The 11,755-nt window shown below is 44.6% G+C and carries 9 protein-coding genes, 3 tRNA genes and 1 pseudogene; 6 read left to right on the top strand and 7 right to left on the bottom strand.

What is annotated here, in order from left to right:
* Positions 1-128 precede the first annotated feature (128 nt).
* A complete protein-coding gene (locus L5M49_RS20885; protein WP_168825236.1) occupies positions 129-2,408 on the bottom strand; it encodes an acyl-CoA dehydrogenase in 2,280 nt (759 codons plus the stop codon).
* Positions 2,409-2,424: 16 nt separating this feature from the next.
* Entirely contained in the window at positions 2,425-3,063 is a 639-nt protein-coding gene (locus L5M49_RS20890) for a TetR/AcrR family transcriptional regulator (RefSeq protein ID WP_028760001.1), read from the bottom strand.
* Between the two features lie 220 nt (positions 3,064-3,283).
* Here L5M49_RS20890 and L5M49_RS20895 point away from each other — a divergent pair, with 220 nt between their 5' ends.
* On the top strand, positions 3,284-5,149 hold the full coding sequence (locus tag L5M49_RS20895; RefSeq protein ID WP_263266783.1) for a M2 family metallopeptidase: 1,866 nt from the start codon (positions 3,284-3,286) through the stop codon (positions 5,147-5,149).
* Positions 5,150-5,233: 84 nt separating this feature from the next.
* On the opposite strand, the gene smrA is transcribed toward L5M49_RS20895, so the two are convergent.
* Entirely contained in the window at positions 5,234-5,824 is a 591-nt protein-coding gene (smrA, locus tag L5M49_RS20900) for a DNA endonuclease SmrA (RefSeq protein WP_263266784.1), read from the bottom strand.
* A gap of 118 nt (positions 5,825-5,942) precedes the next feature.
* On the opposite strand from smrA, the gene L5M49_RS20905 reads away from it, so the two are divergent.
* Positions 5,943-6,518 (top strand): DUF4440 domain-containing protein, encoded by a 576-nt coding sequence (locus L5M49_RS20905; RefSeq protein ID WP_028760004.1) that lies wholly within the window; start codon positions 5,943-5,945, stop codon positions 6,516-6,518.
* A gap of 104 nt (positions 6,519-6,622) precedes the next feature.
* The gene (locus L5M49_RS20910) at positions 6,623-7,141 is read left to right on the top strand and encodes a YchJ family protein (RefSeq protein ID WP_263266785.1); all 519 of its coding nucleotides are present in this window, start codon (positions 6,623-6,625) and stop codon (positions 7,139-7,141) included.
* A 170-nt stretch (positions 7,142-7,311) separates the two neighbouring features.
* Here the strand turns inward: L5M49_RS20910 and L5M49_RS20915 are convergent, their stop codons facing one another.
* The 3 genes from L5M49_RS20915 to L5M49_RS20925 form a co-directional block, all read right to left on the bottom strand.
* Positions 7,312-9,495, bottom strand: a complete 2,184-nt coding sequence (locus tag L5M49_RS20915) for a putative bifunctional diguanylate cyclase/phosphodiesterase (protein ID WP_198573477.1) — start codon at positions 9,493-9,495, stop codon at positions 7,312-7,314.
* 245 nt (positions 9,496-9,740) lie between these two features.
* The gene (locus tag L5M49_RS20920) at positions 9,741-10,028 is read right to left on the bottom strand and encodes a DUF406 family protein (RefSeq protein ID WP_219233569.1); all 288 of its coding nucleotides are present in this window, start codon (positions 10,026-10,028) and stop codon (positions 9,741-9,743) included.
* Between the two features lie 208 nt (positions 10,029-10,236).
* A complete protein-coding gene (locus tag L5M49_RS20925; RefSeq protein WP_263185589.1) occupies positions 10,237-10,725 on the bottom strand; it encodes a VC2046/SO_2500 family protein in 489 nt (162 codons plus the stop codon).
* Between the two features lie 125 nt (positions 10,726-10,850).
* Between L5M49_RS20925 and L5M49_RS20930 the strand changes: the two genes are divergently transcribed.
* The 3 genes from L5M49_RS20930 (at position 10,851) to L5M49_RS20940 (ending at position 11,320) form a co-directional block, all read left to right on the top strand.
* Positions 10,851-10,935 (top strand) — tRNA-Tyr (locus tag L5M49_RS20930).
* A gap of 71 nt (positions 10,936-11,006) precedes the next feature.
* Positions 11,007-11,091: transfer RNA gene (locus tag L5M49_RS20935), tRNA-Tyr, on the top strand.
* A gap of 144 nt (positions 11,092-11,235) precedes the next feature.
* A tRNA-Tyr gene (locus L5M49_RS20940) sits at positions 11,236-11,320 on the top strand.
* 252 nt (positions 11,321-11,572) lie between these two features.
* On the opposite strand, the pseudogene tnpA reads toward L5M49_RS20940, so the two are convergent.
* Positions 11,573-11,755: pseudogene (gene tnpA, locus L5M49_RS20945) on the bottom strand (IS200/IS605-like element ISSod23 family transposase); the annotation flags it as partial.

The raw sequence follows: 11,755 nt of genomic DNA on the forward strand, positions 1-11,755 counted from the left end.
CAGATTTCTGTTGGTGAAAATTTGTTGGTCTCTCATTTCAGAGGTAAATCCAAACGGCCCAAGCGGCTTAGCTATCGAACTTAACACCGCTTAGACCAAACTGCGCTAACATCAAACACTAATAATCACTATAACGCTTCGAAATCATTCACATTAATTGCCGCTAAGCGCAGCTTATCAGCATGCTGTAACTTTTGTTCTTCGTCGGCAGTGATAACGCCAGTCTCGAGTGCTTTTGCGAACAAGACTAGATTCGGCACTTTTGCAGGCAACTCACCGGCACGCTGCGCTTTCTTCAGTTTTTTATAGATATCTTTACAGGCATATTGCGCGATAAATGCTTGCTCTACTTCAGCAATACCGCCCTTATCCCCTTCAAATTCAGGACATAAGAAAGTAATACGTTCACGAGCAGGGCCAGGCTTCAACATGCCGCTAACTAAATCGGTCGCCATTTTGTCGCTCGGTGCAGTGAAGTGATTACCCAGCGGGAAAATTAAGCCACGCAGTAACCATGCCACAGGACGGCTCGGGAAGTTACGAATCGTGTCTTCCAACGCTTTCGCCGCCAAGTGCAAACGATTGGCCATTACATAACGTACCGCAGGCAAATCGTCCTGTTGACGGCCATTATCTTCAAATAACTTCAAGGTCGCTGAGCCTAAATATAACTGGCTGAGCACATCACCCATACGTGCTGAGAGCATTTCTTTGCGTTTTAAATCGCCGCCCATGATCAGCATTGATAAATCTGTCATTAAGGCTAATGCAGACGAAATACGCGACATATCTTTATAATACTGCTTAGTTTCACCGCTCACTGGCGCACTGCCAAAACGGCTACCGCTTAACGCGCTAAACAAAGCACTGAAAGCATTACGCGTGGCATAACCCATGTGACCCATTAATAACGCATCAAAACGCTCTAAGGCTTCATGTTGGTTTTCCATCGCTGCGGCTTCCATTTCGGCAAGCACGTAAGGATGGCAGCGAGTCGCACCTTGACCAAAAATCATCAATGAGCGGGTTAGAATATTCGCGCCTTCCACAGTGATCGAAATTGGATTCGACATATAAGGGTGGCCTAAATAGTTTTTAGGTCCTAATTGAATGCCCTTACCCGATTGAATATCCATGGCATCGTTCATCACTGAACGGCCTAATTCAGTCATGTGGTACTTAGCTATCGCGGTCACGACCGAAGGTTTAACTTTAAGATCGATACCCGTGGTTGTTAAACGGCGTGCGGCTTCTAACTGATAAGTGTTGGCAATAATACGCGCCAGCGCTTCTTGCACCCCTTCAAACTGGCCAATTGCCATACCAAACTGGTGACGCACATAGCTGTAAGCCGTTGTCGTCTTCGTCGCCATGTGACCAGAAGCCGTTGCCAATGCTGGCAATGAAATACCGCGGCCCGCTGACAGACACTCAACCAGCATACGCCAGCCTTTACCGGCAAACTCAGGGCCACCGATAATCCAATCGAGCGGAATAAACACTTCTTTACCTTGAGTAGTACCGTTCATAAACGCCATACCCAGCGGATTATGACGACGACCAATAACCACACCAGGATGATCCGTTGGGATCAACGCACAGGTAATGCCTAAGTTTTTCTTATCGCCAAGCAGACCTTCAGGATCGCGCATTTGGAACGCTAAACCCAGAACTGTTGCTACAGGCGCCAACGTGATATAACGCTTATCCCATGTAAGTTTAAGCCCAAGCATTTCTTCGCCGTTGAAAGTATCACGACACACAATACCTACATCGGGTATAGCGCCGGCATCACTGCCCGCTTCTGGACCTGTTAATGCAAAACAAGGAATTTCATCGCCTTTAGCTAAAGCAGGTAACCAACGTTCTTTCTGCTCGCTCGTACCATAGTGGGTCAGCAACTCACCAGGGCCTAAAGAGTTCGGCACCATTACTGTAACAGCAGCGCTTACGCTGCGGCTGGCTAATTTGCTGACAATGGTCGAGTTTGCATAGGCAGAGAAAGCTTTACCACCAAATTTCTTCGGAATGATCAGTGCGAAGAAACCTTCTTTCTTAAAGTATTCCCACAGCTCCGGCGGTAAATCCTTGCGGTTATGCACTATGTCGAAATCATCGATCATCGTCAGTGCTGTCATCACTTGATTATCAATAAAGTCTTTTTCTTCTGCAGTTAGCGTGGGTTTGCCATAGCTATGCAAGGTATTCCAGTTAGGATTTCCGCGAAATAACTCCCCTTCCCACCAGACATCACCCGCTTCCATCGCTTCACGCTCTGTATCGGAAAGTGGCGGCAAGACCTTCTTGAAAAAACTAAAAACTGGGCGGGTAATAAACTGCATCCGGATATTTTTCACCGCAAACAACACGACAATGGCTATCAGGGCAAGAATTATAATCGTCAACATTATCAAGACCTTTTAATTAAGAAGAAACGGGGACTGATACGCCAGCCGCCATGTAGGGGATCACTTTACGGATCACGGCTTCGATGTCGTTATGCTCACCAAACTCAGCAGCAGCAATGTCATTTAGGGCATCAGCGGACGCCATAGTGAACACGATAGTGCCTAAGGTAAAGTGTAAGCGCCAAAACATTTCAGCGGGTGGAATATGTGGTGCACTGGCCGAAACGGCTTTAACAAAAGCATCCAGATGCTGGCCGTAATGGGTCGTAATAAACCAACGTAAATGCCCTTGGCTTTCGATATAGCCACGGCCTAAAAGCTGCAGGAAGATCGTGGTACCTTCGGTACGTAGCGCGTTTAAATCCAATAAAGGATCGACCAAAGAAGACAGGATCTCTTCGAGTGTAGCTTGTGCTGGAGCGGCATTTAAACGGTGAATTTGGCTTGAAGCAGCAGGCATGAATACGTCTAAATAGCGGGCTAACACTGCACGGATCAGCTCTTTTTTAGAACCAAAGTGATAATTGACCGATGCTAAATTCACCTCAGCTTTGCTGGTAATGAGTCGCAAGGAAGTCTCAGAAAAGCCCCGTTCGGCGAACAGTTTTTCTGCGGCATCAAGTATTCTAGTTTTTGTATCGGATCGACTTGCCATTCCGTGACCTTGAATTAATTTAAAACACTCGTTTAAATTAAACATTGGCACCACGGATGTCAAACTAAAATTGGACAAATTCACCGCTTTCTAGTCTGTGATACAAGCGGTATGTCGTACATGTCCGAATAAGTGTTAAAAACAAGTCAACTAACCCTTGTGCAATAACCCTGTGGTTTAGGTAAACTGTGTAACACAAAAACAACAAGGAAAACTAGACATGGTTATTTCATTGAATCGTCGCAGTAAAATCGCCCTCACAGTGGCACTCGCACTGGGATTAACAGCCTGTAATGATGCACAAAGTAAAACAGACAAAACAGCTACTGCAGAAGCAGCTGTCATCAATACCGCCCCAGATAAAGCACAAGCCATTGCTTTTATTAATGATGCAGAAGCCAAGATGGCCGAATTATCGATTGAATCTAATCGCGCCGAGTGGATTTACAGCAACTTTATTACTGATGATACCGCGGCTCTGTCTGCCGCAGTCGGCGAAAAGGTCAGTGCAGCGTCGGTAAAATTTGCAACCGAGGCGGCTAAGTATGCCAATGTGCAACTCGATCCCGTAAATGCCCGCAAGCTCAATATCCTGCGCAGTGCGTTAGTGTTACCCGCGCCGCTCGATCCTGCGAAGAATACCGAGCTAGCGCAAATTAGTTCAGAGTTAAATGGCTTATACGGCAAAGGAAAATACTGTTTTGCCGACGGCAAGTGTATGACTCAGCCTGAGCTATCGAGCTTAATGGCCGAATCACGTGATCCCGTAAAATTACTGGAAGCGTGGAAAGGCTGGCGTGAAATAGCTAAACCCATGCGCCCCTTGTTTCAACGCGAAGTTGAACTGGCCAATGAAGGCGCGAAGGATCTCGGTTATGCCAACCTGTCTGAACTATGGCGCAGTCAATACGATATGAAGCCCGATGACTTTTCACAGGAACTCGACCGTATTTGGGGCCAAGTTAAGCCACTTTATGAATCCTTGCACTGCTACGTACGGGGAGAATTGAATAAAGAGTACGGCGATACCGTCGCACCAACCACTGGACCCATCCCGGCACACTTACTTGGCAACATGTGGGCCCAGCAATGGGGTAATGTGTATGATCTCGTCGCCCCTGACAATGCTGATCCGGGTTACGATGTCACTGAGTTACTGGCAAAGAAAGGCTATGACGAGCATAAAATGGTGAAACAAGCCGAAGGCTTCTTCACATCATTAGGGTTCGCACCATTGCCAGAAAGTTTTTGGGCACGTTCTCTATTCGTTCAACCAAAGGACCGTGATGTGGTTTGTCACGCTTCGGCGTGGGATCTCGATAATCTCGACGATATCCGTATTAAAATGTGTATCCAAAAAACTGCCGAAGATTTTAGCGTTATCCACCACGAACTTGGGCATAACTTCTATCAACGCGCTTATAAGCAACAACCATTCCTGTTTAAAAATAGCGCTAACGACGGTTTCCATGAAGCAATTGGTGACACGATTGCACTGTCAATCACGCCAAGCTATTTAAAGCAGATCGGCTTATTAGAAGAAGTGCCTGATGCATCTAAGGATATCGGCCTCTTACTAAAACAAGCCTTAGACAAAATTGCTTTCTTGCCCTTTGGCCTGATGATAGATCAGTGGCGCTGGAAAGTGTTTAGCGGCGAAATCACGCCTGCCCAATATAACCAAGCTTGGTGGGATCTGAGGGAAAAATACCAAGGCGTCAAAGCACCGACTGAACGTAGTGAAGCAGATTTTGATCCGGGTGCTAAATACCATGTACCAGGCAATGTACCCTACACCCGTTACTTCCTAGCGCATATTTTGCAATTCCAATTCCATCAAGCGCTGTGTGAAACTGCAGGCGATAAAGGTCCGATACACAGATGCAGTATTTATGGTAATCAAGCCGCGGGAGAGAAACTCAATAAGATGCTCGAGTTAGGCTTAAGTAAACCTTGGCCAGAAGCATTGAAAGAAGTCACCGGCAAAGAAGCCATGGATGCAAAAGCGGTGCTCGATTACTTCGCCCCACTTAAAACATGGTTAGATGAGCAAAATACCACCGCAAACCGCCAGTGTGGTTGGTAAGGCTTCATTAAATCATCACCCAATAACATAAAACAAAATGCCCAATAAAATTGGGCATTTTTATTCAATACTTATCTGTTTAATCTAACGCCATCCCATGCCTTTACGATTAGCTTCACGGTTTTCAAGCTTGAGCTGTTCTGACTTAGTTAACATCACATAAAGTGCCCCAGCACCGCCCTGCTCGGTTTTCGCCGAATGATAGGCAAGCACCATATCGAGTTGTGATAACCAATAGCACACAGCGGATTTGAGCAATCCCGCAAAGGGTTGACTCTGATAGCCTTTACCGTGGATCAACATGACACAGCGTTCACCATGTGCCTGCGCTGCCAGTAAATAGTTAAGGACGGCATCACGAGCTTGGTTTAACCGATAAGTATGCACATCAAGCTCCATCTTGATGCTGTATTGCCCCATTCGGAGTCGTTTAAAAACGCCGCCTTGTACTCCCTCACGCTTAAAGCTCACAATGTCATCTGGCGCTTGCTGTGGAAACGCTTTTAAATCCAGTGGCATACACGCTAGGAAGGCTTCCCGTTCTAAAGCATCGCGTCTGTGTATTTGCTCAGCCGTCAACGCTTTCGGTGCTAAATTTACCACTGGCATATCGCCTTTTAGTGGTACGACTCCAGCCATTTCCTCAAAAAACAGTGCTGATTCATCATCCAGCATGGCAAGCTCCTTTACTTCACACTCTTGTATAGAAACACACTTTGTAAACATTCAAGGCTTTAGTTCAGCGGGCGCCTCCATTATAGTGACGCCATGATTGCCAGATTAGAATAAAGTAATGAAATTTTTGCCGCTAGTCCTGATGTGCTTATTGTCACTGCCAAGCTTAGCCAATCCAGCTAAAACTCATACAAAATCCACTGATGATCAATTGATCAATGCTAATTACCCTTTGTTTATTAGCGCTTTTAATCAATTGTCTCCTGAGGTGACCCGTGAGATTTACGCTGATGACGCTAGCTACTTATCAGAGAGTCAAAGTAAAGAAATTTACTATGGACGAGACAATATTGTCGCCATTTACAAGAAGTTTTTCGATAAAATCCGCGCCAAAAAAGCCACTATTGACGTGGATTTCCGCATTACTAAACGCAAAATTATCGGTAATGGTGCAATAGATACAGGCTATTATTTGGTTCGATTTTACCCAGCACAAGAAACTGGCGAACCTGTGAGTGAATTTGCGGGCAAATTTGCTATTGGTACAGAAAAAGTCTCATCCACCCAATGGAAAGTGAGCTTAGATACCAATAACCGCGCAGAACCTAGCTATTATCTGAATGCGAAACCGGTACCTAACTTGTATTATGGTCGCCAATTTCCGCCTTTACCTGCGGGTAAAAAATTACCCTAATGTTAATGCCTATTACGTTTAAATGGACTATCTCACATCTAACGCATTTAGATAGAAATCGAATAAATTTAAACAAATACAATTAAATTAAAGATTTAGCCAATATGACTACAACTAAGCAAACCTGTCCCTGTGGCAGTGGGCTAAGCTATCAAGATTGCTGTGGTCCACTGCATACGCATGTAGACACTGGGCAAGTGATTGCCCGTACACCTGAACAGCTTATGCGCTCACGCTACTGCGCATTTGTATTGAAAAATTTTGATTACATTTTAAAAACACATCATCCAGACTATCTAAATGGCCTTACTCTCACGAGCCTCAATGCTGGTCCTCATCCACATTGGTTAGGATTAGATGTACAGAGCAGTACTGAAACACCAATCCACAATGCTCAAGCGGCGATAGCTGAACAACGACATGGCACTGTTACTTTTAAAGCTTGGTATAAGCTCGATGGTGAAATTGATGCTATCTATGAGCGATCAGAATTCATCTACCAAGCAAGTCGCTGGTATTACAGCCAAGGCCAGCAAATGACGGCTAAATTACCCGGTAGAAATGATCTCTGTATTTGCCATAGTGGCAAAAAATTCAAACAATGCTGCTTAAAATCTCGATAGGTATACAGTGCTGAACTGCACTGGAAAATTACGATGAAGGTTTATAGTGCTAATTGAACAAGCACAGAGATGAATAATAAAGGCAACCTAGATTACAAACCTAGGTTGCCTTTATTTTATCGTGAGCAGCACATTTGAAATAATTGTGACTTAGTGGGTTATGTGTAACTTTAGTGAGTTATGACCGAAGCGCTTTTAGCCGACAAGATAAATTGTGCAAACTCAGGCTCCCGTAATGCAGGACTATAGAGATAACCCTGTGCCTGATGGCAAAAACTTTTCGCTAAAAATGCTTCTTGCTCAAGGGTTTCAACCCCTTCTGCCGTCAAAGATATATTTAATGCATTCGCCATGGCGATAATGGCTGACACAATTTCGCGACTTTCACGGCTGACGGTAAGATCTGAAATAAACGAACGATCAATCTTAAGTTTACTGATCGGAAACTGCTTCAAATAACGCATAGAGCAGTAACCCGTCCCAAAATCGTCAATCGCGAGCCCTACGCCTAATTCCGCTAATTCTTGGCATAACAAGGTCGCGTGGCGAATATCACCCATCAATTCAGTCTCAGTGATCTCTAAGATTAACGTCTTAGGTTTCAAGCGATAACGCGTCAACAACTGCCACACTTGCTCGAATAAATTACCACTGAAGAACTGGCGGGCCGATACATTCACATGCATTGTCATATCTGCATTATGATGCTGCCATAGGTTCAACTGTCGACAAGCGGCCTCTAAAACCCAACTGCCGATAGAATTAATCATCCCCGACTGCTCAGCAATATCAATAAAGGAAGCTGGAAATAACACACCTCTTTTAGGGTGGTGCCAACGGATTAAGGCTTCGGCGCCAATATAGGTATTCTGCTCAAGATCCCTCAGTGGCTGATAATAAAGCTCAAACTGACGACCACGGATCGCACTGTGTAAATCACGTTCTATCTGCGCATCCTCTTTAAATGCACTCAATAACGTGCTGTTAAATACTTGGATTGCAGTGCCTTTTTTCTTTTTAGCATACTGCACTGCAATATCGGCACAGGTTAATGGGGCAAACAAACTCGCCACAGAGGCAATATCAACCACAGCTAAAGCAGGCTTTGGTTCGACTTGCTCACGGCCGATTAAAATAGGCATGGCAAGATGTTGATACAGGCGCGTACTAAAATAATCGAGATCGTAAACCGCATTATCATCGGTCAATAGCACTGCAAATTCATCGCTGCCGACGCGGGCAATTTCGGTGGCCTTATTAATCTCAGAAAAATGTTTCAAACGGCGGGCAATTTCTATCAACAAACTATCGCCATTTTCATGACCATAGGTATCGTTAAAACGCTTAAATCCCACTAAATCAACTAATAACAACAGTCCCTTCGTGGTACGTTCAAGGACTCGATTAAAATGAGTACGGTTATGGAGACCCGTTAATCCACAACGCCAAGCAAGCCGTTCAAGCTCTGACTTATAGTTATGCTCGTCGGTATTTTCTTCACACGAGACCAAGGCATAATGATTACCGCGATCGGTAATGAACTGACTCAGCACGTATGTCAGCCAATAACGACTGCCATCGGCACGACTAAACTGCACTTCGCCTTTGGCAATTTCGCCCCTAAAGATTTGCGCTAGGGTTTGCTCGGCTAACTGGGCATGCTGCTTGAAAAAAGCCAACTCACGGATATTCGCGCCGATAATCTGCTCACGGGGCATGCCGGTGATTTCACTGTGCGCCTGATTCACATACTCAACTTTTTCAGTATGCAGATTAATTAACATACTGATTTGTCGCGATTGTTCAGTGGCACAGCGAAATAAACTCAAACTTTCTTCTTTATCGTAGCTGTGTTTTGTCGCTAAGGTCAGGGCTAATTGGTCGGCCATCTGGCACGCGAGGTGAATTTCACTGTCATGCCAGTGGGGAGTCAATTGTGCCCGCTCGATGCAGAGCACACCTTCGAGATGGCCATTGATACGAATGGCGATGTCGAGACTCGAGTTGATTTGCCGCGGGATAAAATAGCACTCAGCCAATTCACTTAAACGTGGATCGGTGAGGGCATTGCCTGCATCGATATGGCGCAGAGTTTTGAGCTCGTGTACATACCGTGGACAATCTTGTAGTAACTTAGGTCTATGAATGTCTTGCAACATCATAGAACCAAATTGTGCAACGAGTGATTGGGTTTGTTGATCAGATGAAAAAGTCCACACTGATACCAAGGAAACCGCTAAATTCTGGCACAACAACTCTGTGGTTAACTCTGCCGTCTTTGTGAAATCGCCCTGCTGTTTTGCAGTTGACTGTACCAAAGACTCCAATAAATGCTGATGCTGACGTCGCTTCACGCTGGTTCCCTACAAAACTTCGTGTTGGGCTAAAGGTCTTTGCTGTTAGCAAACTTACCTTGAAATTTAGAATTAAGCTGATTGAATTATTCTTATTTGGAGGCAGATTACACTAACTGTTGCAAGCACAGCAACATGTGGCACAATTTATTACAATTTGGTTAACAATAGCAGCATTTTTAGGCAATTAGCGCGATTTCTGTGACATCTATGACCGACTAAAAACTAAAGTGCTGCTTTAAAAATTACAGGCCGTTTTCCAATTGAAAAATCATTTTTTCCGCGCTGACATTGAAGGTCAGCAGTAAGTCGACGCCTTCAGCTTTAGTCACAAATTCAGTTTGCACTTCAGCAAATCGAGTTTGAGCGCGTGTTGCCATGCTTTCGGCATCCGCTTGAGCGCTATCGCCAACAAAATTTAACGTCAATAACGTATCGTGCTCATCAATAACGGCGCCGATATCGACAAAGCTGCCGCAATCGGTGCAAGTGTCATTCACTGTCGGGCTCTGTGCTTCTATTATGCCTTTCATCTGTATTCCTTAATGTATAGAGCGACTGATTAACGGCATCACTAAAATATGCTCGTTAAATTTTTAACGCGGTAAATTTTAACTCGATAGGTTAATACGAATTATAGGTAATTAAGCTTCAAGATAACTGGCTTTAGCTCACGCTTATTTATCGAAATGGATCAGATTGACTTGATGGGTATTGAAGACCACTTGCGGGAAGACGGCCTTAGGCTGAGGCGAGCAAAGGCACAAGATTACGTTGGATTGCCAATTGATCAGCAAAGTGCATGATCTCGACTTTAGGTGCGGTTAATTGGCCCCTTTGTCTCAGCTGAGTGACATGGTCACAGTTACTTAACGCTTCTGCCATTGCGGCTGGCTCGCTGCCACGGATGACTAAGGCTTCCGGTCGCAATGCTTGTTGTAATTGAAACGCACGTGGACCTTGAGCCAGAAAAATACTGCTGTTATCAACCACTGGTTCAGCAGACGATAAATCCGCCATTAAACTTTGCTGCGGTGGCAATTCGAACTGACGTTGTAATTTTTGCGCCATATCAAGTTCATTTTGCCATTGGAATTGTGCCATGTCCCGAGCGTCAACCGACAGTAACGACAGCAACAGGGCGAATTCGCCCCGTCTGTCGTTTTCTATCGCCGCGTTTAAGCGGGTGCCAATTTGGGCTTCGTTGACTAAAGGAACATCAATTTGCATAAAAAAACATCGTCAAAACAATTCGTTGTTAGTTAATCGACCATTTGATACATAACTTTAGGAATATTTTTAAATTGGGTATTTACATGGAAAAGGTTTCTGACTACTATGGCGGCCGCAATTGAGGAGGGGTTCCCGAGTGGCCAAAGGGATCAGACTGTAAATCTGACGGCTCAGCCTTCGAAGGTTCGAATCCTTCTCCCTCCACCATTTGCACTGCAAGTTTTATCGTGTTGTTCGAAAATGATGTAGAGTTTTACAAAAGCGTTAAAGGTATTAGTGGAGGGGTTCCCGAGTGGCCAAAGGGATCAGACTGTAAATCTGACGGCTCAGCCTTCGAAGGTTCGAATCCTTCTCCCTCCACCATCTTTATCTCTAACGCAGATAATCATTTTTCAAAAGCTAAACATGGCCAATGTTTAGTTTTGTCTTGATAAACAAGTCCGTTATTGATGATGTTTTGAAAGACAATTTTAAAAGTTAGTTGTAAAGCTAATAAAGAAAGTTTGTGGAGGGGTTCCCGAGTGGCCAAAGGGATCAGACTGTAAATCTGACGGCTCAGCCTTCGAAGGTTCGAATCCTTCTCCCTCCACCATTTCTTTGACTCTCGCATATCCTTCTTGTTCCACTTCCGCATAGTCTGTTCCAACTTAATCTGACTGTTCCAGCTTAATCTGATTAAATTCTTGGCATTTCTATATTAAGTAAACTTCTTGGTGGACGACATTTTTGATTTCAATTACGTCGTGTTCTACTTTAAGCGAATGACTTCAAGCTCATCCAGTAAAGAATCCGCCTTCTTAGAAGGCGGCTTTGACTTGCCCCTGGAAGGGGCTATTCCAAGAACCTACATCATCTGCAACGACAATTGAGCCTCATGTTCCTGATCTTGTTTATCTTGATGGCGCACATATCGTCTAATGATTTCTTCATTAACACCTACTGTATCTACAAAATAACCTCTGGCCCAAAAGCTATTGCCCCATAGCTTTTTACGTACATGAGGGAATTTATTGAATAACCTTATCGC

The sequence above is a fragment of the Shewanella sp. SM74 genome (assembly GCF_025653725.1).
Taxonomy (GTDB): domain Bacteria; phylum Pseudomonadota; class Gammaproteobacteria; order Enterobacterales; family Shewanellaceae; genus Shewanella; species Shewanella oncorhynchi.

Bases quoted from the DNA above. Each gene is read 5' to 3' on its own strand.
- smrA (WP_263266784.1), bottom strand. From the start codon at position 5,824: ATGCTGGATGATGAATCAGCACTGTTTTTTGAGGAAATGGCTGGAGTC.
- L5M49_RS20890 (WP_028760001.1), bottom strand. From the start codon at position 3,063: ATGGCAAGTCGATCCGATACAAAAACTAGAATACTTGATGCCGCAGAA.
- L5M49_RS20885 (WP_168825236.1), bottom strand. From the start codon at position 2,408: ATGTTGACGATTATAATTCTTGCCCTGATAGCCATTGTCGTGTTGTTT.
- L5M49_RS20925 (WP_263185589.1), bottom strand. From the start codon at position 10,725: ATGCAAATTGATGTTCCTTTAGTCAACGAAGCCCAAATTGGCACCCGC.
- L5M49_RS20910 (WP_263266785.1), top strand. From the start codon at position 6,623: ATGACTACAACTAAGCAAACCTGTCCCTGTGGCAGTGGGCTAAGCTAT.
- L5M49_RS20920 (WP_219233569.1), bottom strand. From the start codon at position 10,028: ATGAAAGGCATAATAGAAGCACAGAGCCCGACAGTGAATGACACTTGC.
- L5M49_RS20905 (WP_028760004.1), top strand. From the start codon at position 5,943: ATGAAATTTTTGCCGCTAGTCCTGATGTGCTTATTGTCACTGCCAAGC.
- L5M49_RS20895 (WP_263266783.1), top strand. From the start codon at position 3,284: ATGGTTATTTCATTGAATCGTCGCAGTAAAATCGCCCTCACAGTGGCA.